Here is a 23,966-nt window from a genome sequence, read left to right as displayed (position 1 = left end):
TTGATCTCAAAAGAAAATATATTGGCAATTGCCAAAAAAACAATTCTCTCTGAAAGTGAAGCAATTACAAAACTAATTGATTTTTTGGATGAAAATTTCTACGAAGCAGTTCAGCATATCTACGAATCTAAAGGCCGTTTAATCGTTACGGGAATTGGAAAAAGCGCCATTATTGCACAAAAAATGGTCGCTACTTTTAACTCAACAGGAACTCCTTCTATGTTTTTACATGCCGCAGAAGCAATTCATGGTGATTTAGGAATGATTCAAAACGACGATGTTATTATATGCATTTCTAAAAGTGGTAACAGCCCAGAAATTAAAGTTCTGGTTCCGCTATTAAAACGTTTCGGGAACACTTTGATTGGAATGACCGGAAACATCACTTCCTTTTTAGCAAAAGGTTCTGACTATGTTTTAAATACCACTGTTGACATGGAAGCTTGTCCTATTAATTTAGCTCCAACTAACAGTACTACTGCACAATTGGTTATGGGAGATGCAATGGCAGTTTGTTTAATGGAAATGCGTGATTTTAAACCAGAAGATTTTGCTGTTTATCACCCGGGAGGTGCTTTAGGCAAAAAACTTTTGCTTCGTGTAAAAGACATGATCGAACACTCATTAAAACCAGCTGTTACTCCAGAAACCTCAATCAAAAAAGCAATTTTCGAAATTTCTGAAAAAAGATTAGGTGTAACTGCAGTAATTGAAGACAATAAAATTATCGGAATTATCACGGATGGAGACATCCGAAGAATGCTAAACGACGTAGATACTATTGCGGACTTAACTGCAAGGGATATTATGTCTAAAAATCCTAAAATGGTTTCTTCAGAAACTATGGCGGTTGATGCATTGAATATTTTGGAAGATTTCTCTATTACGCAACTTATTGTTGCCGACGAAGGAGAATACAAAGGAGTTTTACACTTACATGACATTTTAAAAGAAGGAATCGTATAATGGCAAAGAAAAACCTTGGCGAGATGTCATTTTTGGATCATCTTGAAGAACTAAGATGGTTATTAGTTAGAAGTACAATTGCAACATGCATAATGGCATTTGTTACTTATTTTATCAGTGATTATTTATTTGATCAAATTATTTTGGGTCCAATTCGACCAACATTCTTTACGTATGTTTGGTTTTGCGACTTATCACATTCATTAGGGTTTGCAGACAGCATTTGTATTACCGAACTGAATTTCATTATTCAAAATACAGAAATGGAAGGTCAGGTAAATATTTTCGTCTGGATGTGTCTTTTAGCAGGATTTATTTTGAGTTTCCCTTATATTTTATGGGAAATCTGGAAATTTATCAGTCCAGCACTTTATGAAAAAGAAAGAAAAAATGCGAAACTATTCATCTTCGTTTCTTCCTTACTTTTCTTTTTAGGCGTATTATTTGGATATTTTGTAGTAATCCCAATGTCGGTAAACTTCGTTGCAACGTTCTCTGTGAGTGATGTTGTAAAAAACCAGTTTACGTTGGAGTCTTATATGGGAATGGTAAAAACAAGTATTTTGGGTAGTGCCATATTTTTCGAATTACCAATTGCTATTTATTTCTTAACCAAACTAGGATTAGTAACTCCTGAATTTTTAAGAAAGTATTGGAAATATGCTGTAGTATTAATTTTGGTTATTGCAGCTATTGTAACACCGCCAGACGTAGTAAGCCAAACCATTGTAGCAATTCCGATGTTGATTATTTACGAAGTAAGTATTTTAATTTCGAAAATTGTTTACAGAAATAAATTAAAAGAAAATGTCTGATATCATTCAAGAATTTAACGACTATCGTTCTAAAATGAACGAAAAATTATTAGCTGACAATAACAAAATTGTAAAGCGAATTTTTAATCTCGACACTAACGCTTACGCGGAAGGTGCACTTGATGTAAAAACAAAAGAACTTTTAGGTTTAGTTGCTTCTACAGTTTTAAGATGCGACGACTGTGTAAAATACCATTTAGAAACAAGTTATAAAGAAGGTGTTTCTAAAGAAGAAATGATGGAAGCCATGGGAATCGCAACTCTTGTTGGAGGAACAATTGTAATTCCTCATTTAAGAAGAGCCTACGAATTCTGGGAAGCTCTTGAAGAAGCTGGGAAATAATTAGAAAATGTGTCAATTTGATAATTAGATAATTTCTCGAAACCCTCTAATTATTCAATTATAAAGCATAAATTCTAAATTTTGAAAATAAAATAATTTGTTAATTGATTTATCGAATTGATTATTTTGAATTTATTTTGTCTTTCAAATCTAAAGTATAAAGTTGAATCTGGGTTAGTTTTTCCAATTATCTCATTTTCTAATTATCTAATTATCTAATTATCTAATTGAAAAAATGAAGCTAAGAGCCGATAATTTAATCAAAACCTATAAAGGACGTAGTGTTGTAAAAGGGATTTCTGTTGAGGTAAATCAAGGAGAAATCGTGGGGCTTTTGGGTCCAAATGGTGCTGGAAAAACAACCTCTTTTTATATGATTGTGGGATTGGTAAAACCAAATCAGGGAAACATTTATCTTGATGATTTGAATATAACCGATTACCCGATGTACAAACGTGCACAGCAAGGGATTGGTTATTTGGCACAAGAGGCTTCTGTTTTTAGAAAATTAAGCATAGAAGATAATATTCTAAGCGTTTTACAACTGACTAAACTTTCTAAAGAAGAGCAAATTGCTAAAATGGAAAGCTTAATCGAAGAATTCAGTTTAGAACATATTCGTACCAACCGAGGCGATTTACTTTCTGGAGGTGAGCGTCGTCGTACTGAAATTGCACGTGCACTGGCAACCGATCCAAAGTTTATTTTATTGGATGAACCTTTTGCAGGAGTTGACCCTGTTGCTGTTGAAGACATTCAGAGAATTGTAGCGCAATTAAAAAACAAAAACATCGGAATCTTAATTACCGATCACAACGTTCAAGAAACATTAGCCATTACCGATAAAACATACTTAATGTTCGAAGGAGGAATCCTTAAAGCAGGAGTTCCAGAAGAATTAGTAGAAGACGAAATGGTTCGTCGTGTTTATCTTGGACAGAACTTCGAACTTCGTAAAAAGAAATTGGAATTTTAAAGTATTCAGTCTCGGTTTTCGGTCTCAGTGAATACTGAAAACCGAGACTGAAAACTGCGACTGAAAACTCTATTCCACTGTAATAAAATGCAATTGCTCTAAATCGCCGTTGTAAATATTCACATCTACACGATGTTTGATTCCTGGCAGAGAAGCTTTTTCTGTAAACTGCCAGAACAGCCAATCGTCTTCAATTTTTTCTCTATAGAAATTATAATTGGCAATCCAGAAAAGATATTCACTGAATTCTTCTTTCAAAAAATCAGAATAATATCTTTCTCCCGAATAAATTATCGGACGCACTTGATAATGTTTCTCTACTTTAGTCAACCAACGTTTTAAACCTTTTTTCAAACTGTCTAAAGGTTGATTTTTAGGTAATTTTTCAATATCTAAAACTGGCGGAAGATCTCCTTTTTGCAATTTTACCGTTTTAATAAAAAGATCAGCTTGCTCAATAGAATTTTCGTTTGGACGATAATAATGATAAGCACCACGCATTATTTTATTTTCTTTCGCCCCTGTCCAATTTCTTTTAAATTGTCTGTCAACATAATTATTCCCTGCAGTTGCTCTTATAAAAACAAATTGCACAGGATATTTTTCATCTAAGATTTCAACTTCTTCCCAGTCTACTTTTCCCTGAAATTCAGACACATCAAACCCAACAACTTTTCCTTTGTGATTTTCAAGAACACGAATATTCCTCACATCCGAAAGATGTCTGTCTACCTCATCTTCATCTAAAACTTTTTCTGATTTAAATCCTAAATAATAAGCCAATCCTTTACGGTAATGATACACAATACCAATAAATAAAAGCGCAAAGAAAATTAGTAAAAGAGATCGGAAAAGCCTGCTTAGAAAAGATCTTCCTTGCGGTTTTCTAGAATATGTTTTACGATAAGTTGCTTTTCTTGCCATTAAACAGAATTACTTTTTGAGAAACAGATTATTAATAATCGACAACAATACATAAAAAGCAATAATCAACGGAATCGCTATGTAATGAAGCAAAACAACTAATAATACAGAAACAATCAAAAACGAGATTTGAAGTGCATTTTCTTTGAAACTGAATTTTTTAACTTTTAAAGAAAACAACGGAATCTCAGCATTTAAGATATAAGCACTGCACAATGTTATGACCAATAAAACCCATTGATTGGTTAAGATTTCCAGAATCATCAAAGAATCTGAAAATGAAATTACCAAAGGAAGACTTAAAATAAACAATGCATTTGCCGGTGTTGGCAAACCGATAAAAGAATCTGTCTGACGCGTATCAATATTAAAATTCGCTAGACGATAACAAGATCCTAAAGTGATAATAAATCCTAAAAACGGAATGGCAGGATTTGTACCAAATTCATGTCCACTGTTTGTAAACATGCTGTACATGACATAACCTGGCGTTACACCACTAGTCACCATATCTGCCAAAGAATCCAACTGTAAACCAAGCGGACTCGAAACTTTGAATAATCTGGCAAAAAAACCATCAAAGAAATCAAAAAAGATTCCCAAACAAACCATATAAAAAGCCATTAAATAATCACCTTTAGAAACAAAAACAATTGCTATGCAACCGCAGAAAAGATTGATTAATGTAATTAGATTTGGAATGTGCTTTTTGATATTCATAGTTTGAAATTTTGATAATGGCAGAGAACAAATTTAGCATAATAACTCGATGCAAAACGAGTTTTTCTAATAGTTTTTTATTTCTCCACCCGACTTTCAGAATATTTAAAGAAACGAACTTAATAGATGATTAAAATATTCTATTTTTGATAAAAATTTAAAACCTCTACAGGTCGGTAAAAAAAGAACTTTTGAAAAAATATTTAGCATTTCTTTTCTTTGGGAGTTTTACTTCGCAATACGCACAAACCATTCGGAAATATTCGAATGAGTTTATGAATATTGGTGTCGATGCCGCAGCTTTGGGAATGTCGAGTGCTGTAACTGCCTCTACCAATGATGTGAATGCGGTTTATTGGAACCCAGCAGGCTTAACTCATCTTGAAGATCATCAGGTTGCCTTAATGCATGCCAGTTATTTTGCCAATATTGCACAGTACGACTACATTGGTTATGCAAGCCCGATTGATGACAGAAGCGCCTGGGGAATTTCGATGATTCGTTTTGGAGTAGATGACATCATGGACACCACACAATTAATCGACAATCAAGGAAATATAGATTATAACCGAATCCGTTTATTTTCTACTGCCGATTATGGTTTTACATTTTCTTATGCGAGAAAACTGCCTGTTGACGGATTTCAATATGGTGTAAATGCTAAAGTAATTCGAAGAGTTATTGGAAAATTTGCCAATTCTTGGGGATTTGGTTTTGACATTGGACTTCAGTTTGAAAGAAATGACTGGAAGTTTGGATTAATGCTTCGCGACATTACCACAACTTATAACGTTTGGAATATCGATGAAGAAGAATATGCTAAAATAGCCAATGCTATTCCTGGAGAAAATAATGAATTACCCGAAAGTACTGAAATTACTTTACCAAAAGCGCAATTAGGAGTTTCAAAAAGATTTGACTTTCATAATGAATGTAGTTTGGTAACTTCTGCAAATTTAAATATGAGGTTTGAGCAAACAAATGATATCATCTCATCAAAAGCAGTAAGTATAGACCCAGCTCTAGGGTTTGAGTTTGGTTATACCGATTTAGTTTTTGTAAGAGCCGGTGCAGGAAATTTTCAAAATGTGACACAACTCGACAACAAAGAAAAGGTAAACTTTCAGCCTAATATTGGCCTTGGTTTTCGATACAAAGGCATTCAGATCGACTATGCTTTAACTGATTTAGGAAATCAAAGTACAGCTCTATATTCTAATATTTTTTCGTTAAAAGTTGATTTAGGCATCTTCAGATAATTATAAAACCATAAAATCTTTAAAAAAATCATGAAAACTGTTCTGTCCAAAAAAACACTTTTTATTTTATTATTCTTATCCAGTTTTATTGGTTTTAGCCAAAGCATACCTTTGACAAAAGATGCTAAAATAAGTGTTCTAACCTGCGGACTTGGAAACGAAACTTATTCTTATTTTGGACATACCGGAATTAGAGTTTCAGATCCTGGAAACAACTTTGATGTCGTTTATAATTATGGAACTTTTGATTTTAGAACTCCAAATTTTGTAATGAAATTTGCCAAAGGAGATTTACAATATTTCGCTACCGTACATTCTTATACTGATTTTTACAATGAATATACTTATGAAAAAAGAAGTATTTTCGAGCAGGAATTGTTAATTCCTTTAGAAGACAAACAGAAGCTTTTTAACAAACTAAATGCCGTTTTAGATTCTGATGAAAGGTATTACACTTATAAGTTTATTGATAAAAATTGCACTTCGATGGTTGTTGATGTAATCAACAGCACCTTAAATACCAATGTAATTGTCAAAAAAGAAGATACCGACAAAACTTATCGTTCTATTCTTTTCCCTTATTTTGACGGACATTTTTATGATCAATTAGGAACCAGCATTATTTTTGGAACAAAAGTAGATCAAATGGGAGACAGAATTTTTCTTCCATTTGAATTGAAAAACAGTTTAGAAAAGACTACATTCCATAATCAGCCATTTGTTGGAAAAACTAAAACCTTATTAGATTTCACTAAAGAAACTCCAAAATCATGGTGGAATAACATTTACACTTATCTGTTTATTTTGCTTTTTGTAATACTTGCTAGAAATAAAACGGTTGATAAAATCTACTTTTTGATCTTATCTTTAATTGGGATATTCTTTGTCATTATGGGATTTTATTCTTTTCACCAAGAACTGGCGATGAACTACAATGTATTACTTTTTAGTCCGCTTTTATTGGTTATGATTTTGTTTTCAGTATTCAAAAACAAATTATGGACTTATCGTTTTGCTTTGATCAATTTTGTGCTTTTAGTGGTGTACTTTTTATTTCTAATAAACAAAGCGCACTTCTTTATCACTTTACCTTTGATTATTACAAGCGGTGTAACTTTAGTCAGAACAGGAATTCGTAACAAAAAACCAATTCCGATTATCATTTAGTTATTGTCCGCGGTAGAATAATACGGTTGTAATGGTTTTAAAAGTAATACTCAGATCCAGAAAAACACTTCTGTGTTTGATGTAATACAAATCATATTGAAGTTTAATCAAACTTTCATCTATTGATTCTCCATACGAATAATTTACCTGAGCCCACCCTGTAAGTCCTGGTTTAACAACATGACGTGTCTCATAAAAAGGCATAACAGCAGCAATTTCTTCAACAAAAAATGGTCTTTCTGGTCTTGGACCAATTACGGCCATATCTCCTTTTAAAACATTTATAAACTGAGGAAGTTCATCTATTCTGGACTTCCGCATAAATTTGCCAAAAGGAGTGACTCTTTTATCATCATGAGTAGCAAAAACAGCTCCGCCAGTTTCGGAGTTCGCGGTCATAGTTCTGAACTTGTAAATCTTAAAAACCACTCCATTTTTGCCTACTCTTTCCTGTGTATAAAAAAGGCTTCCTTTGTTTGCAAAGAAATTACAAAATGAAATAATTGGAACAAAAAGCCCACAAAATAGAAGTCCAACAAAAGAAAAGAAAAGTTCCATTGCACGAATCAAAAGCAAGTACAATCTATTATTATTGCTTCGACTGAAGGGGAAAAATCGGTAAAAGTCTCTTCCAATATAATGCACTGGAATTCGTTGTGTCTTGCTTTCGTAAACCTGAGTATATTCTCGAATTACATTACCGTTTTCTAATAAATGAAGCAATTGCTGATATAAATCGGCTGTAATACCATCTGTTTTTTGCGATGCGATAACAATCTCCGAGACATTATTTTTAGTAACAAAAAGCTCTAGGTCTTGCTTTTTTACTTCTCTCACATAGTGAAAGTCAAAATCTTCTACCGAATCAGTATCTGAATTTACAAAACCAATTATTTTATAATGCGGATCGACATTTTCCAATCCCATAACCAATTCTTCTACCTCGCTCTGATCACAGATTAAAACTACATTCTGCGAAAAACGATTTGAAGCCAGAAAATAAACATAAAAAAAACGCCATAGTAATAATGAACTTAAAACAGCTAAATAAAAAATTATAATAATCAATCGCTGTTTGGGAAGTTCCGGTGATAAAACGGGAGTAAACAAATATACTGTAACAGCAGAAATTGAAGTTAGAACAACACTTCGTAAAATTTGAAACTGATTGCTAGCAGTCTGAAGATTGTACATTTCGAAAATTGTTCCAAATAAGAAGACATAACCAATCAATAAAAATGATTTTATGTACTTTCCATCTTCTAAAACATAATAATTATAATCGAAAAGTAGGCTTAGTAAAAACAGTGCAGTAAATACAAATGCTCCATCTAAAAGTAAAAGTAGAACTTTTCTTTCTGAAATTTCGAAATGCATTTTTCTTTTTAAAGACATTCTTACAGTTTATTAGGGGCTTAAACGTGAGGCAAATGTATTATAAAAAATGGTTCTAACTAATAGAGTCCTCTGTTTTTTCTGGAACTTTAATCTGAATCGAAAGAAGGCACAGCGCATATACAAATGCAGGAGCTGCGATTCGCAAAGCGGCATGATTTATTGTTAGAAGCCAAAAGAGAAAAAAAGAGAAAAAATAAATATGCTGCCTATTATTTATATAAAGACTAAAAGGCACAACGAATAAAATAATCAAGCTGAATATCCCAAACAAACCATGTTCACTAAATAAACGCGAAATCTCACTATGAGCAGCTACAGCTTGTCCTAAAGATTCTTTTCTGCTTTCTTTTCCCATTCCCACTCCGATTCCAAAAATAGGATTATCTAAAAACAACTTCAAGTCTGTATCGATAATGACCTCTCTACCGCCCAAACGATCTATTTTTTCTCTTCCCCGAGCATCTTTATTAGAATATCTTTTATCAATAAGTCCTCGAGTTTGTAAAGAAGTATATGAGAATATACCAACTGCAAGAATTCCAGCTAATAAAAAAACTAAAGCAATTTTCTTTCTTCCGTTATCATTTGAAAAAGAATAAAGTACAAATAATAAGAAAACAATCATTACAACTCCTGTTATTACTCCACCTCTAGAAAACGTTGCAATGGCTCTGTAACTGATAAATATTAGTAAGAAACCATTTAAAATTATTTCAATTTTTGATTTTGAAAAAAGAACCAATTGTGCAAAAAAAACAAACATTCCCAATCCTAAAATTGTGGAAACTTGATTAGGGCCGAATCCACCTGAAGTTTCAAAATTAGACTGAGTTCCTGTTACTACATCTCTTACACTCGGATTAAATAAAAACATATAAATAACTGTTGAAACAATAGGAAGGCCAATTGCAACTAACACATTTTGCAATTCTTCAAACAGTAATTTTTTTCTATACATGTACACGGAGCTAATTGCCAAACAAAATGAGCCTGACAAATTAAAAAATATCGCTTTTTTTACATCAAAATCGACATTATCGATAGAAGCGACAAGTAAAATCCCAGGAATTAATAACAATAAAAAAATAACATACAAAAATGATCTTATTGAAAAGTTACTATAGAACATTCCGATTACCATAAAAATTATAACGAGAAATTTTACATATTCATTATTAAAATTACCTCCTGTCATACGCAGAAAAACCTCAACACCTACAAGATATGCCGATACAAAAATGACTTCGTTATTTTTATTTTGATTTTTAACAACTATTGCAAGTCCCACAATAGGTATTAACAATGCATAAATTTTAGACAAAAAAGGAGCAACAAAAATTATCAACCCTATAATGGCATGAATCAAAATAAGAAATGTATATGATAATGATTTCTGTTTCATTTTTTATTTTCTATATACTTCGACTAGTTTTTCAAGTACTGCTTCTTGTGAGTAATTTTCTCTAACATTTTTTCCATAATTTTCCGCAACCTTACTTCTAAACGATTCGTTTTCTATAATTTTAATTAATTTCTTTTCTACTTCTGATTCATTAAGCGGATCGAACAACAATCCACTTACTTCATCATCAATAATTTCTGAACAATAACCCACATTTGTAGAAATAACTGCTAAACCTGCCAAACCATATTCTAACAGAGTTACAGGAAAGCCTTCATCTGTCGACGCTAAAATTCCTATCGAAGCTTGCGACAATATGTATTGAATATCACTTCTATTTCCATACAAATGTATATGATTTTCTAAGGAATTTGATTTTATAAAATCTTTCAAAGCTTTAGAATAATCATCTTCGTAATCTCTGCCTACTAAATGTAAAGTCCAATCTATTTTTTTTAATTTCAAATCATGAAAAGCTTTTAGGATTGCTATATGATTCTTCGGATCTTTCAAATTAGCCAAAAAAACAATACGTTTGTTTTCGGTTCCTCTTAAAGTTGTTTGCTGAGATTTATCTTTAATCAATGCAAAATTAGGAATGAAAACGACTTTTTTGCACAACATATTCTTTTGGCTCCACTCTTTTAATTGTAAATTTACCACAAGAATAGAAGAAAAAAAGAAGGAACAAAAAACTAAAACCTGATTTTTTTTTCTTGACTCTTTTGATCTCATACCATAGTGATCATGCCAAATAATTTTAATCTTAGGTAAAATCAATTTTACTAAAACTGCTGTAAAAAAAGAAGTTCCATGAGCGTGAACAATAGCAACTTGATTTTTTACTATAAATTTTCTTAATCTAAAAACAGCTCCAAAATCAATTGTTTTTTTTTTATTTAAGAAGTGATAAACAACATCCTTATCTAGTTGTGCAAGTAATTGACCTTCTTTTCTGGTCGCTATTAAACCCGAAAATTCGATTTTATCAGTTAAAGCATTTGCGTAATTAATTGCTATTCTTTCAGCTCCACCAGCTTCTAAAGAATCTATTAATTGAAGGACTCTCATTTCGTAAAAAGATTTTCAATTTCAGATTCAAATTTATCGATTGTAAAATTACGTGACCATTGAGAAGCTCTTGTACTCATTTCCTTTAACAAATTTTCATCGGAAAAAATGTTATTCATTTGGATTAAATCTTTTTCAAGCTCCATTTCTAATAAAACACCTCTTTTTCCGTAGTCAAGCATAAAAGGAAGACAAGAAACGTCTGTTGTGATTGGCAAACATCCCCAAAACATCCCTTCTGCAATTGCTTTTGGCCAGCCTTCACTTTTTGAAGGTAGAATTACAAAATGACTTTTTTTATAAAATTCCTTTATTGTTTCCTTATCTTGGTTTCCGTATAAAAAAACAAATTTTCCAAGTTGATTATTTTTTATATAATTTTCTAAATTTGATCGTTCAACTCCTTCTCCAAAAATATGGAGTATGACCTTCAAATCATTTTTAGCTAATTGCTCAACTAATTTTACAGCATACATTGGATTTTTTCCTGAAACCAAACTGCCAACGAAAATAAAAATCTTCTCCAGACTTTTAGAATCTTTTATCACAGTTTCTTTTTCAGACTCAGAATAAGTGGCTGTAAAAAAAGATTTAATATTTTTTGACTGATTTTCCCATTCACCATACACTAAAACCTGCATATTTCTGGTTAGAAATGTATTGTTTAAAATCCATTTTTGTAAACGATATGTTGCAGGTTGTTTGCTTTTTGGTTCCCAATTTCCAGCATACTTTGCTGTTTTTCTTTTTGAAGGAAAAAATATCTGAGCTATACATCCTAATAACCCCATATTTCCTGGACATCTTAAATGGATATGATCTGCTTTTTTCATTGCTAAAAAGATGCTACGGAAAATTATAGGCAGTTTAAAAAGTGATTTAAAGCTATTTTTCGTATTTATAAAATTAAAATCTGAAACTTGACGAAAATCAATTTTATTATTCTCATATGGCATATCTATTGCTGTCAGGCTTTTTGACACCAAAGGAGCAACAATTATCACATCCTCAACATCTTTCAACCAAATATTCATTTCACGAATATATGGTGCGTAACCAAAATATTGGTTATCAATTTTGATATGACAAACATGTGTAATAATAGCAAACTTCATTATTATTAAAACTAAATTACATTTTGAGAGATCAATAATATTTTTTTAATATAATTTTTAGGATGCAGATTAAGGTTACTCCATATAAAATTATTTTGTCCCATTTCAAGATATTTTTGTCCCATTAGGAGATTTTCGATTTTTTCTGGCAATTCTTCATATGAATTACGAGAGCTTAATTTTTCATAATTAACCTGTTCTGAAAAATTTTCAATAACAACATTCAACGGAGTTGTAATTACTGCTTTACCAAACATTAAATATTCACCAATTTTCCATCCTGGTGTATCTTTTAGTCCATCATCAGCTATTCCAATATCCGCATTTAACAATGATTTCAAATATTCTTTCTTAGATATTTTATTTGAATCTAATAATAGATCAGGGGCCAATATTTTTGATAGAGAATCAGAAAATATTCCCACAGAAGAATTTTTATAATTATTTTTTATAATTCTACAAGCCTTAATACGAAATTCATTCTGAATTAGCCTTCTCTGTTTTTCTTCCTCATCAGGATGATTTTTTGGATCCCATAATCTGGTATGAAAAATTATCTTTCCATTGTTATCATTAAATCTTTTAGGAAAAAATCTCACGTCCATTGCCTCATGCGATAAATTGGTTCCTAAATTAAAATAATCTAATGCTCGGATAATCTCTGTTCTATTTCTACTATTTGTCAGATTCCTAAAATCGAATTTTGATAACAATTTTAAAACTTTATATAAAAAATTCACTTGAAAATTAAGAGGATAGACATTTTTACTGTAATCCTTCATCGATAATGATCTTTTGAATAAAAATCATACTTTTCTGGGTTATCAATAAATAAATTACTATCTGAATAATCAAAAAAGATTAATTTGTCATTTGTATGAAGAATTGCTCCTCCACTAACTATTTTACTATTAAAAATAATGCTAAAATTCAGATCATTTTCTTCGCAATAAAATAATACCGAATAAATCAGCATATTATGATGAGAGGTCCAATTTGGTAATTCAAGTTTCATTTTAATGACGTCATTTTGATTTTGTAAAAATTAACATTTTCACATACAATGTTTTCAAGCTCATACTTTTTACATGCAAAATTCCGAGCTTTTTCGGCCATTACTTTTGTTTTATCTTCATTAGAAAATACCCAAATAATTTTCTCAGCAATATCTTTTGGATTGTAAGGATCGCATAATAGTCCGGTTGTAAAATCTTCTATTGCTTCAGGTCCGGGACCGTATTTTGTAAAAACAACAAGTTTCTGCATTGCCATAGCTTCTGGAGCTACCAAACCCTGCGTTTCCATATGTGACGGAAAAACACATACCGAAGCCTCAGCGTAAACCTGTGGAATATTATTATAAGAAATTAATCCATGAAAATGAATATCATTTGCCCATTCTCCTAATTGAGGTATTTCTTTTTCTTTCAGCATTTCTATATAGGAACTTCCATTTGGAAAAAACCAATCTCGGCCATAAATTTCAAGAGTTGCATCTGGAAATTCTTTTTTTACATATGGAAAAGATTGTATCAACTGGCGGATTCCTTTTTTTTCGCAAACCGTTCCTGCAAAAACAATTCTGTTTTTATATTCTTTTTGACTTGCAAGTGGTTTAAAAAAATCTGTATCAATAGGATTACTTATATAAGCTATAGGTTTATTATTAAAACTTAAGTATTTCTCTGTATGATTTTTGACATAATGTGAAACAGCAATAAATCCATCACTTTTTTTAAATGATCTTTTTTCCTGAAATCCCTTCCATTTATTGATTTTTCTTTTCTCACTTTCAGCAAAAAAATGATGTCCGCCGTGAAGTCTAATAATATATTTTACTGCTTGTATTTTAGAAAGGAATGCAAGTCCAAGTTCTGAAGATTCAACAATATCAATTCTCTCTTTTTGATGAATTTCTCTAAGTTTTAAATCGATTGCTTTAGAGTTCAAATACCATCCTAATCCTTTCGTTTTATTTGGTTTTAGTCTATAAATATCTACGCCTTCGATATTCTGATTTTCATTTTCTATAGTATAATTAATTCCAACAACAGAAACTTTAATTCCTTTTTTCACCAATGCAGTCGCCAGTGTCTTAACAAAACTGCCAATTCCACCATGTGGAAATCCCTCTTTAGGATATTCATTAGTTAAAAAACAGATGTGCATTAGGAATGTTTTTTTATGAAAGTATCTATTGATAAATAAAAATCGTTCACATTCAATTTAATTTTTTCTTCAGACCAATCCCACCAGCCAATTTTATTTAAAGCATCTATTTTTTCTTTGTCATGTTTAAAGTTGATTACTTTTGACGGAACACCTCCTGCAACTGCATAATCTGGAATGTCTTCAGAAACGATAGCTCCTGCCAATATAGTTACTCCATTTCCAATTTTAACACCAGGCAAAATGGTAACATTCATACCTATCCAAACATCATTACCAACTATAATTCCAGTTTTTAAAGGTTTTAGATTTTCTTTTATATCTTTTACAACATATGAAGTATTATGAATTATCACTTTGTCATTTTTTTCTAAAACTTCATGAAATAAAGGAAAAGAAGTTATTTGACTTTCTGTATGAAAACCAGAATCACAAATAAAATTTACATCATTTGCGATAGAACAATATTTACCTATTTCCAACGAGGAATTATTAGACCATTTCCACACAAAGGCGCCATTATCATAAGTTTTACTTCCAATATTTGCCCATTTTGCATCTTTAAGATATACGTGGTTCCTTCCTTTTAAATAAAAGTAGTAATTAATTCCTAAAAGACGCCAAAGTAATTTCCTGATACTATTTATCATAATGCTATTTTTTGCAAAACATCTGTAACGTATTAGAGAAATTAACAGATGATTTGTTATTATTTTTTCCTAGTACGATTTCAGACCATTTTTTAAGCTGTTCCAATGACTGCCCATTTTTTCTATAAATAATTTTATCAACAATTTCTTGTCTGTTATTCAACCAGATAACTGCTTTTGGATCAGGCATACTTTTAAAATGTTGATAATTATAAATTGTTTTTACAGACCAATTATCTACTGTTTTAACTTCTTGATCATAGTTAATGAAAACGCCTGGCTTATCAAACATCCCAAAATCGAAAGCCATTGTAGAACCAACGTTTACCACAATCTCAGAATAAAAAGCTGTACTGACCAATAATTTGACATCGCCAAGAGTTGGATAAACAGAATTCCATTCTTTAGATGAACTAAAATACCATAAAGGAGGAGCTTCTTTAATTAAATCCTTATATTCATTAACAACATCATCAAATCTACCTGAAAAATCAACTGGACATCGTCTTAATAAAATCTGATATTCATACTGCAGATCAGCTTTCATAATTTCTTCAGCTATGTCTTTTAGATATTTCGGATCATCAGGAGAGGTTTTAGTATCATCACCAGAAAAACATATTATTTTTTTATTTGGATCTAGATTATATGTATTGTAAAAAACTTCTTTATTAATAATATTGCCACTATCCTCGTAAAACTCAAACTGTGGAGTTCCTGTAACGTTAATCTGTTTTGAGTCAATTTCAGGATAATATAAATTCAGCTCATCCTTCATGTAATCTGACCAAACGAAATAATTATCAGCTTTTAAAGCCATACGCGCTTTGGGTAAATTATCCCATGAATAAACTACTGTTGTTGTTTTTATTTCTAAATCGGTGGCTGCAGCAAATATTGTAGCCGCTTTTAGAGCTCTTTGATGTGAGCAAAAAACAACTTCAGGTTTTAATTCCTTTAAAATATCTTTCACCTCATCATAAAAAGAATTTTCACGGATGGCATTCTGATATTTTTTTTCTAGATTTAAAATACAAGGGTAACGTTTAAAAAAAGGAGCCAAAAACTCAATTGCTTTATAAAATACCTTTTTTGAAAATGTTTTTTGATTCCAATTCCAATTCTTTAGCAATGTTGGATTATTTACTTGTGAATCGTTGTAATACAATCTTGAAAGGCAAATTAACTCTCTTAAAAATTTTTCTTTTGCAGATTCTTTATATTTTGGAATTACAATTTCCTGACTTATTGGTGTGTTCTGTTGTATTGCATCAATTGTTTCCGAATCGAAATTATGAAACAGAATTAAATCTTCATTTAAATGATTAAATACATTTGAATATAAATAATTCCGAATTCCTACACCATCAGGAAACAACAACAAGATTTTACTTTTCTTCATTATTTTTTGTATCAAAAAAATCTTTTAAAATTCTAGCTGTAAACACGCGGGCTCCTTCGTCATTCATATGCCCACAAGATGAAAAATACTTATCTTCAACTACCACATTTTCATAATTATGAATTTCAGGATACGCTTTTTTCACCTTGTCGAAGTAATTCATTCCTTTCACATTGGCGCACATTGGCGTCATCAATACAATTAAATTAATATGATTGACACGACAAATATTTTTTATTTCTTCGTAATATTTATTATCCGGCAACGGATTTAAATTGACAATATTATTTTTCATATTTCCGTTTTTGTGTTTTACTAACGGATAATACCCTAAATTATCTAATGCGTTTGTTTTTTCTCCACTTATTGTTTTATAAATTTCTCTAAAACCAATTTTACTATCAAATTTTACATACCTGTAAAAAGGAATATAATAGAATTCCAAAAAATTTTCTTCGGTAGAAAAATGTTTTTTTATGACTTGTGAATTATGGATGTATGGTAAAAATTTTGCAGCAACTCCTTCTGATTCCTGATCATTAGATAGATTCAAATCAGCTTCTAGAATGACGTTTTTTATTTCATATTTTCTTTCCACCATTAATTTCAACATTAGCGAAGCTTCAAACAAATGTCCTCCACTCATTCCGTAATTAAATGTTTTCAGTCCTCTATCTTCAAACATTTGTGAAACAAAATGATTATTTGCTCTTGATGAACCTAATATTATTACGTCGTATTTTTTTCCTTTAGAATTAAAAACCGTTTCAATTTTTCCTCTGTTTTTCGAATGCAAAAAAACATAGGTATAAAGACCGTCCAAAGCAATTGCAATTAGGATTATAACTGCCAGAATTTTGGCACTAAAAATTAAAAACTTCTTCATTAAAACTGAAAATATATAAATTCTTTATAATCGGAATAGGTACCAAAAGCTATTATTGCTATAAGTGCTAAAGCAACTCTTACATTGCTCATTTTCCCGGAAAGTGGTTCAACTTTGTTGCGATTGTTCCATTCAACTAAAACAAAAAGACCAATCATAATAAGTAGTTCGTAACTGTAACGCTCATTATCAAGATACTGAAAACCAAAATCTCTGTTAGTAAAGATTCGTTTTAAATAGGAGACTGCGTCTGTAATTGTTTTTGCTCTAAAGAAAATCCAAGCAATACATGTGATAGAGAAAGTAAAAATTATACTCCATACTACTTTTATAGAATCAAAATTAAATTTCAATTTTATGGCGTCCATGTTATTTCGATTGCTATTGGATAATAACAACGGTAAAAAATAAAAAGCATTAATAAATCCCCACGCAATATAAGTCCAATTGGCGCCATGCCAAAAACCGCTAACTACAAAAATGATAAATGTATTTCTAATTTTCATCATCAGACCTCCTTTGCTTCCTCCTAAAGGAATATATAAATAATCTCTAAACCAGGAAGAAAGTGAAATATGCCAACGTCGCCAAAATTCTGCAATATCTCTTGAGAAATAAGGATAATTAAAGTTTCGTAATAAGTCAAGTCCGAATAATTTTGAAACTCCCAAAGCGATATCTGAATATCCAGAAAAATCACCATAAATCTGAAACGCAAAATATATTACGCCCATAATTAAAGAAAAAGAATTCATCGAAGTATAGTGATCAAAAATAGCATTGGCATAAGTAGCGCAGGTATCTGCGATGACCACTTTTTTTACTAATCCCCAAATTATTTGGTAAACACCTTCTTTTGCTCTTTGAAAATTGAATTCTCTTTTAACTTTTACCTGTGGTAGTAAATGAGTTGCTCTTTCTATTGGTCCGGCAACCAAAAGCGGGAAGTAACTCACAAAAAGTGAATAATCTACAAAATTGTATTCGGCTTTTATTCTCTTAAAATATATATCAATAACGTACGATAATCCGTGGAAAGTATAGAATGAAATTCCCACTGGCAGAATTACATTTAATAAAATGGGACTTGCATTGATTCCGACAGAATTCAATAATTCTGAAAAAGAAGCGGCAAAGAAATTATAATATTTAAAGATTCCTAAGAATCCCAAATTGACTAAAATACTAAGCCAAAACCAAAATTTTCTGCTCTTTTCAGATTTCCCTTTTTCGATTTGAATGCCAGTGTAATAATCTAAAAAAGTTGAAAAAACCAGTAAGAACAGAAACCTCCAATCCCAACATGAATAAAAATAATAACTCGCTAAGATTAGCAGTGCATTTTGCGTGCTTTTGGTTTTATTAAAAACAAACCAATACAGAAAAAAGACAATTGGTAAAAAAATAGCAAAAGCTATAGAGTTAAAAAACATATGGTATTTTATTATGAAAGCGCAAAGAAAAGGATATTTTTTTTAGAAAATGACTCCCCTAATTCTTTTGCAAAAAGTTTAGCAAGATTAAATTTTTTCTAAATCTTATTTGCTCTAAAAATTATCTGAACATTATTATTTATAAACCCCCAACTTCTGCAAAAATTTTTGTACAATAAATTCTTCAGTCATTTCCATTGATTCTTTAGTTGCACCAGCTATATGAGGAGTAATAATTACATTAAAATTTTGTTTTGACAATTTTACTAATGGATTTGCTATTATGCTCCCTGTATAAAGTTCGTTCTCTAAAACATCTGTTGCAATACCTTTAATTTTTCCGCATTTAATCAATTTAGCGATCTCGTCTTCATCCCAGATTCCTCCTCGCGATGTATTAATTATTATTGAATCTTTTTTAATAAAGGATAATACTTTTTTACCTATAATTTTTTTATTTTCAGATGAAAATGGAATATGTATTGTAACGATATCTGCCCAGCCGAACATTTCCTCCGAAGTATTAAATTTAAGAAATTGAGCATCAGTTTTTTCAACATCAAAAAAACCAACTTCCATACCAAAAGCTTTAGCAAAATTTGCAACTTGGCTTCCCACTCTACCCAATCCTAAAATCCCTATCTTTTTCCCTCTTAAATTTGTATTTATATATAAATTCCTATTCCAACCTCCGTTTTTAACGTGCTCATAAGAACTTGGAATTCTTTTGAGCAAAGCAAGTAATAATGCCCAAGTATGTTCTGCAGTAGAAGGTATATTCTCTAAAAAATTAACTTCTCCTTTTAAAGAAATAACTTCTCCACCAAGACTTTCAAAATAATCTGTATCAATATGATCCAAACCAGTTGTAGCTGTCAAAATGAATTTTAAATTAGTTGCGTAGCTAATAATTTCTTTATCAATAACAAAGCCCAGCCTTACAAAAATTATTTCAGCATCCGCAATTTCAAGTTTCAGTTCTTCTCGGTTTTTGATTCGAGATGTTTTGATATGAAAGAATTCATTCAAAACAACTAATGCTTTCTCGCTGAAATTATCTGGTTCAGTGATTAATAATCTCTTTTTTCCAATCGTCATATAAAAGTGTTGCCAATTTAAAATCTCTTATTGTATCAATATTAACTAGCCATTCCTGATTCATTATATAAGCCATTTTCTTTTGGACCATAAATGTTTTTTGATCTAAGAACGCCGTAAATCGCACAGCGTAAAAACAACCGTTTCTATAATAAACAGGTTTGATGTCCTGTCTTCTTAAAGTTTCTTCTGCTTCAAGTAAAGGAATGAGTTCAGTATCATTCATCAGTTTATACATTCGAGCTGGGTGAACGTCATCCATTGGTACAACACTTATAATACCATCGATCTCATCGTTATCCATTAATAATTTTATTATGTTATCGAGGTCTTTAGAAGTTCGTAGTGGTGAAGTTGGCTGAAGAAGTATGATAATATCGAAGTTTTGATTATATTCATTTACAACATGTAGAACTGTGTCCACAACATTACTTTGATCATCTGCTAGATGATCTGGTCTTTTTAAAACCTCAACATTGTATCCTTTTGCTATGTCTGCAATATCATTATCGTCAGTAGATAGAATCGTTTTGGTTACGAGCGTAGAATCTAATCCACATTCAATTGCATGTGCTATTAAAGGTTTGCCTCCCAAATCCTTTATGTTCTTTCCTGGTAAACCTTTAGAACCACCACGAGCGGGGATTATAGCCAGAACTTTCATATTAATAAATTATCGTTTTGTGAAATCGTAAAGGTAATTCCGCCAATAATTTGGCTATTTTTATCCCTGCATTTCCATCACCATATATGGGAGATGAAATAGTTCGTCCATTTTGAATCATCATCTTAATTGCTTTTCCAATTTCATTTTTTGAATAACTGACATCAACACTATTTCCCCCACGCTCTCTTCTATTTTGACGGGAACCGATATTAACAACAGGAATTCCTAAAAAAGCACATTCGCGTATTCCAACACTTGAATTCCCTATTAGACAATCACTATGTTTCAACAATTCAAGAAAGTCTTTTCCCTCCATATTTTTAAAGAAATGAACATTCGGTAATTGATGTTGCTCTCTAAAGGCACGAATCCCTGTTGAGGTTCCATCTGACCCAGCATCGACATTTGGCCAAAACCAAAGCGTAGGTTTATTTAATTTATAAATTGCCTCAAGAGTAACCTCTATGTGCTTTCTGGAATCTTTATACTCTGTAGTAACAGGATGTTGCATGACGACAACATAACCTTTTGTTAAATCTGGTCTTGCTCCTACACCACCATATTTTTCATAAGGGTCAAACGGAAGTTTATTACTGTTCATTATTTCTGAAGCCAAATCAATTGATGGACATCCAGTATTAAAAACCATTGTTGATTCTTCTCCTAACTTTATAACTCTTTCTTTAGCACTTTCAGAAGCTACAAAATGATAATCGGCTAATTTTGTAATTGCGTGACGCACTTTCTCATCAATATTCCCTGTTACTTCACCTCCTTGGATATGTGCCAAAGGGATGTTCATGTAAGAAGCAGCAATTGCGGTCGCCATTGTTTCAAATCGATCAGCAACAGTTACAACGATATCTGGTTTTAAATTATCAAAAACGGTAGACAATTCAAGGATTCCAATTCCCGTAGTTTTCGCTGCCGCTGTCAGATTTTCACCTTCTAACACATTAAATACTTTTGCAGCGATAGCAAAACCGTCTTTTTCAATGTAATTGACAGCAGAACCATAACGATCTAATAATGCTGAGGCAGCAACAACTAACTGCAATTCCAGATTTGGATGTTCCTGAATTGCTGACAGGACTGTTTTTACACGACTGTAAGAAGGACGTGCTGTGATGACTACAGCTATTTTTCGTTTTTGCATTTTAATTTTATAATATTGGCTAAATGTAATTAAAAAAAGATGTTGGGGAAAAATATTATTTTCTTGCAGATAATAGGAAGTTTATCTACAATAAATCACATTCATTTAGAAAATTCCATTTTTTTAAATCTTTATTTATGGTTTTCCCGATAACTTCTTTAAAACGTGAAGCTTCTATTCCGAAACCTTTTGGCTTTTTAGATTCTAAATCATCAAAAGTCAAAACATGATTTTTAGGTAAATCTTTATTTACTGCCAATGATTTTTCAAAAATTTGTTTCAGTTCAGAAAAAGCACCATTTTCATTTTTGTTAATAGGATTAACCAATGCTTCTTTTATATTTTTAACAGCTACAACTAAATCTTTGGTTTCTGAAATTGTTAGAGAAGATTTTGAATCTGGACCAAAAAGCTGTCTATCGAAAACGACATGAAATTCTAAGATATCAGCTCTTAAAGTTGTCGCTGCAATACAAGTTTCTATTTTTGCTGAATGATCTGAGAAGCCAACGGGAACATTATATCGATTCTTTAGTTCTTGAATTATGTTCAGACCATATTGATCCGGTTTTGTTGGATATGCAGTTGTACATTGTAAAATAGCAAAATCCACATTTCTTTCGTTTAAAAACAAAACTGTTTTGTCCAGTTCTTCATAAGAACTCATTCCAGAAGATAAAATTACTGGCTTACCAGTTTGTGCTATTTTTTCTAAAATTAAAAAATTGTTCACTTCACCAGAACCTATCTTATATGATTGCACTCCAATTTCTTCCAACCAATCAACAGCCAAATTACTAAAAGGAGAGCACATAAATTCTAATCCCAAATCATCACAATGATTTTTTATGTCTTTCCATTGTTGCAAAGAAAATCCCATCCGTTTCCAATAGTCAAATCTGGATTTGTCTTCTAATGAAAATTTCACTCTAAAAGGTTCATGTTCGCTGCTTTCTGCTTCAGCGATATGCATTTGAAATTTCACTGCATCAACTCCTGTTTGTGCAATAGCATCTATATAAGAATATAAAATACCTAAACTTCCCTCATGTGCCTGTCCGATTTCTGCAATCAGGAATGGTCTATAATCTGATCCAATTTTACGGTCTGAAATTTTAAAATAAGGATTCATCTGTATTTTTTTTCATTTAAATTTTAGGAGCTCAAAACTCTAAATCTACTAGCTTTAGTTAAATTTTGAATTGGTTTTTGTTAATTGTTCTATTCTCATATCTTTCAAAGTATTTCTAATCGCTTTTTTGCTCTCTCAATAATTATATTCATCCCATTTCTCCACGATTTGATTGAATATAAATCTTCGTTTACTACTGAAATTTCAAACTTACTGTCTAAATAGTCATTTATTGCATCAACCCATTCCGACACAAAATGAGGATTTTCAATTAATTTACCCAATTTGCCATAGTGCAAAACTTCGGGTACTCCTCCCATTGCAGATGCAATACAGTAATTCCCACAGTGTAAGGCTTCGATTAAACTAAGTCCGAAACCTTCATGCCATAGCGTTGGAAAAAGATAACAATCTGATGCCTGAAAATATTGTGGCAATTCGTCATTTGAAATTCTTCCTACAAACCTTACACCTACAATATTCTCTGTTCTATCACATCCTATGACTAATAAAATAATGTCTTGCCTCGATTCATAGATTTTTCTCCATGCTTCGATAACGATATGCAATCCCTTCTTTGGTCTATCTTGTGAACACCAAACAAAAACTTTTTTATTTTCTAAATCAAGTTTTTTTCTCAAACCTTCTTTTTCAAAAGCAGATACTTTCCTAAATTTAGTGGTATCAATACCATTATGAAGAACAGAAAAATGACATGGTAAAACATTTATTGTCTTCTTGAACTTTTTATAACTATCATGAGTTAAAACCACTATTTCGTCGACTATTTCATAAAAATCTGATCCTGAATTTAGTTTTGTATAAGGCGAAAAACCATGATAAAAAAACTGAATGTAACAATTTTTCCGAGTTTCTCGGGAAGTCAAATAATCATGAAGTGGTTTTACCATCCCATAATTATCAACGATTTGAAAAATATATTTCTCATTGGATTGAATGATTTTATCTAACGAAAGAACAAACTCAATTTTTCTCTTCTTAAAAACTTTACTTTTGATTTTATTCCAAAATGTAGCCAGAACAAAACTATACTGAATCCTACTAAACAAAAATTCCGGCTTCGGACAAACGATATAATCTATATCATGATTTCCTTCAAGATAACTTTTGTATAATTTTGTCCAACTACCAACGTTTGAATACGGTAGTGGAATTTGGGAAATCAAAACAACTTTGCAAGGAGGAACATTGTTCAC

General features: G+C 31.3%; 24 protein-coding genes. 6 read left to right on the top strand and 18 right to left on the bottom strand.

Features of this window, described 5'->3' with window-relative positions:
- The 4 genes from NQQ59_RS08900 to lptB all read left to right on the top strand — a co-directional run bounded on the left by NQQ59_RS08900 (position 1) and on the right by lptB (position 3,100).
- The gene (locus NQQ59_RS08900; protein ID WP_186296621.1) at positions 1-966 is read left to right on the top strand and encodes a KpsF/GutQ family sugar-phosphate isomerase; all 966 of its coding nucleotides are present in this window, start codon (positions 1-3) and stop codon (positions 964-966) included.
- Entirely contained in the window at positions 966-1,781 is an 816-nt protein-coding gene (tatC, locus tag NQQ59_RS08895) for a twin-arginine translocase subunit TatC (protein ID WP_144217759.1), read from the top strand. The genes NQQ59_RS08900 and tatC overlap by 1 nt, the downstream gene beginning before the upstream one ends.
- Positions 1,774-2,124, top strand: coding sequence for a carboxymuconolactone decarboxylase family protein (locus NQQ59_RS08890; protein WP_144217757.1), 351 nt, complete (start codon positions 1,774-1,776; stop codon positions 2,122-2,124). The genes tatC and NQQ59_RS08890 overlap by 8 nt, the downstream gene beginning before the upstream one ends.
- Positions 2,125-2,359: 235 nt before the next feature.
- On the top strand, positions 2,360-3,100 hold the full coding sequence (gene lptB / locus NQQ59_RS08885) for an LPS export ABC transporter ATP-binding protein (protein WP_029272155.1): 741 nt from the start codon (positions 2,360-2,362) through the stop codon (positions 3,098-3,100).
- A 69-nt stretch (positions 3,101-3,169) separates the two neighbouring features.
- On the opposite strand, the gene NQQ59_RS08880 is transcribed toward lptB, so the two are convergent.
- Together NQQ59_RS08880 and NQQ59_RS08875 are read right to left on the bottom strand one after the other, a co-directional pair.
- On the bottom strand, positions 3,170-4,024 hold the full coding sequence (locus NQQ59_RS08880; protein WP_144217755.1) for a glycoside hydrolase family 25 protein: 855 nt from the start codon (positions 4,022-4,024) through the stop codon (positions 3,170-3,172).
- Between the two features lie 9 nt (positions 4,025-4,033).
- On the bottom strand, positions 4,034-4,744 hold the full coding sequence (locus tag NQQ59_RS08875) for a CDP-alcohol phosphatidyltransferase family protein (protein ID WP_144217753.1): 711 nt from the start codon (positions 4,742-4,744) through the stop codon (positions 4,034-4,036).
- A gap of 191 nt (positions 4,745-4,935) precedes the next feature.
- Here NQQ59_RS08875 and NQQ59_RS08870 point away from each other — a divergent pair, with 191 nt between their 5' ends.
- Together NQQ59_RS08870 and NQQ59_RS08865 are read left to right on the top strand one after the other, a co-directional pair.
- Positions 4,936-6,003 (top strand): putative type IX sorting system protein PorV2, encoded by a 1,068-nt coding sequence (locus NQQ59_RS08870; protein ID WP_457851929.1) that lies wholly within the window; start codon positions 4,936-4,938, stop codon positions 6,001-6,003.
- A gap of 30 nt (positions 6,004-6,033) precedes the next feature.
- Positions 6,034-7,170 carry a lipoprotein N-acyltransferase Lnb domain-containing protein gene (locus NQQ59_RS08865; protein ID WP_144217751.1) on the top strand — a complete coding sequence of 379 codons (1,137 nt, stop codon included), beginning with the start codon at positions 6,034-6,036 and terminating at the stop codon, positions 7,168-7,170.
- Here NQQ59_RS08865 and NQQ59_RS08860 read toward each other — a convergent pair whose 3' ends face one another.
- From NQQ59_RS08860 to NQQ59_RS08785, 16 genes are all read right to left on the bottom strand, one after another.
- The gene (locus NQQ59_RS08860) at positions 7,171-8,565 is read right to left on the bottom strand and encodes a sugar transferase (protein ID WP_144217749.1); all 1,395 of its coding nucleotides are present in this window, start codon (positions 8,563-8,565) and stop codon (positions 7,171-7,173) included. It lies immediately after the preceding gene.
- Between the two features lie 55 nt (positions 8,566-8,620).
- Positions 8,621-9,970 (bottom strand): O-antigen ligase family protein, encoded by a 1,350-nt coding sequence (locus tag NQQ59_RS08855; RefSeq protein ID WP_144217747.1) that lies wholly within the window; start codon positions 9,968-9,970, stop codon positions 8,621-8,623.
- Between the two features lie 3 nt (positions 9,971-9,973).
- Positions 9,974-11,041 (bottom strand): glycosyltransferase, encoded by a 1,068-nt coding sequence (locus NQQ59_RS08850; RefSeq protein ID WP_257698175.1) that lies wholly within the window; start codon positions 11,039-11,041, stop codon positions 9,974-9,976.
- A complete protein-coding gene (locus NQQ59_RS08845) occupies positions 11,038-12,156 on the bottom strand; it encodes a glycosyltransferase family 4 protein (RefSeq protein ID WP_144217745.1) in 1,119 nt (372 codons plus the stop codon). The genes NQQ59_RS08850 and NQQ59_RS08845 overlap by 4 nt, the downstream gene beginning before the upstream one ends.
- Before the next feature lie 11 nt (positions 12,157-12,167).
- A complete protein-coding gene (locus tag NQQ59_RS08840; RefSeq protein ID WP_144217743.1) occupies positions 12,168-12,938 on the bottom strand; it encodes a hypothetical protein in 771 nt (256 codons plus the stop codon).
- Positions 12,935-13,171, bottom strand: a complete 237-nt coding sequence (locus NQQ59_RS08835) for a hypothetical protein (RefSeq protein ID WP_144217741.1) — start codon at positions 13,169-13,171, stop codon at positions 12,935-12,937. The genes NQQ59_RS08840 and NQQ59_RS08835 overlap by 4 nt, the downstream gene beginning before the upstream one ends.
- Positions 13,168-14,325 (bottom strand): glycosyltransferase family 4 protein, encoded by a 1,158-nt coding sequence (locus tag NQQ59_RS08830; RefSeq protein ID WP_144217739.1) that lies wholly within the window; start codon positions 14,323-14,325, stop codon positions 13,168-13,170. The genes NQQ59_RS08835 and NQQ59_RS08830 overlap by 4 nt, the downstream gene beginning before the upstream one ends.
- Positions 14,325-14,975, bottom strand: coding sequence for a CatB-related O-acetyltransferase (locus NQQ59_RS08825; protein ID WP_144217737.1), 651 nt, complete (start codon positions 14,973-14,975; stop codon positions 14,325-14,327). The genes NQQ59_RS08830 and NQQ59_RS08825 overlap by 1 nt, the downstream gene beginning before the upstream one ends.
- A 4-nt stretch (positions 14,976-14,979) precedes the next feature.
- On the bottom strand, positions 14,980-16,377 hold the full coding sequence (locus tag NQQ59_RS08820; RefSeq protein WP_144217735.1) for a UDP-glycosyltransferase: 1,398 nt from the start codon (positions 16,375-16,377) through the stop codon (positions 14,980-14,982).
- Positions 16,364-17,263 (bottom strand): hypothetical protein, encoded by a 900-nt coding sequence (locus NQQ59_RS08815; RefSeq protein ID WP_144217733.1) that lies wholly within the window; start codon positions 17,261-17,263, stop codon positions 16,364-16,366. The genes NQQ59_RS08820 and NQQ59_RS08815 overlap by 14 nt, the downstream gene beginning before the upstream one ends.
- Positions 17,263-18,696: an MBOAT family O-acyltransferase gene (locus NQQ59_RS08810; protein WP_144217731.1), complete on the bottom strand. Its 1,434-nt coding sequence runs from the start codon at positions 18,694-18,696 to the stop codon at positions 17,263-17,265. Before NQQ59_RS08810 ends, NQQ59_RS08815 begins: the two co-directional genes overlap by 1 nt.
- A 135-nt stretch (positions 18,697-18,831) precedes the next feature.
- Positions 18,832-19,794 (bottom strand): NAD(P)-dependent oxidoreductase, encoded by a 963-nt coding sequence (locus NQQ59_RS08805; protein WP_144217729.1) that lies wholly within the window; start codon positions 19,792-19,794, stop codon positions 18,832-18,834.
- Positions 19,760-20,458 (bottom strand): acylneuraminate cytidylyltransferase family protein, encoded by a 699-nt coding sequence (locus NQQ59_RS08800; RefSeq protein WP_144217727.1) that lies wholly within the window; start codon positions 20,456-20,458, stop codon positions 19,760-19,762. The genes NQQ59_RS08805 and NQQ59_RS08800 overlap by 35 nt, the downstream gene beginning before the upstream one ends.
- Before the next feature lies 1 nt (position 20,459).
- Positions 20,460-21,617, bottom strand: a complete 1,158-nt coding sequence (gene neuC / locus NQQ59_RS08795; protein WP_144217725.1) for a UDP-N-acetylglucosamine 2-epimerase — start codon at positions 21,615-21,617, stop codon at positions 20,460-20,462.
- A gap of 85 nt (positions 21,618-21,702) precedes the next feature.
- Positions 21,703-22,749 (bottom strand): N-acetylneuraminate synthase family protein, encoded by a 1,047-nt coding sequence (locus tag NQQ59_RS08790; RefSeq protein WP_144217723.1) that lies wholly within the window; start codon positions 22,747-22,749, stop codon positions 21,703-21,705.
- A gap of 104 nt (positions 22,750-22,853) precedes the next feature.
- Positions 22,854-23,966 carry a glycosyltransferase family 4 protein gene (locus NQQ59_RS08785; protein WP_144217721.1) on the bottom strand — a complete coding sequence of 371 codons (1,113 nt, stop codon included), beginning with the start codon at positions 23,964-23,966 and terminating at the stop codon, positions 22,854-22,856.

The organism is Flavobacterium panacis (assembly GCF_024649945.1).
GTDB classification, from domain to species: Bacteria; Bacteroidota; Bacteroidia; order Flavobacteriales; family Flavobacteriaceae; genus Flavobacterium; species Flavobacterium panacis.
This window is presented reverse-complemented; position numbering and strand designations above follow the sequence as displayed.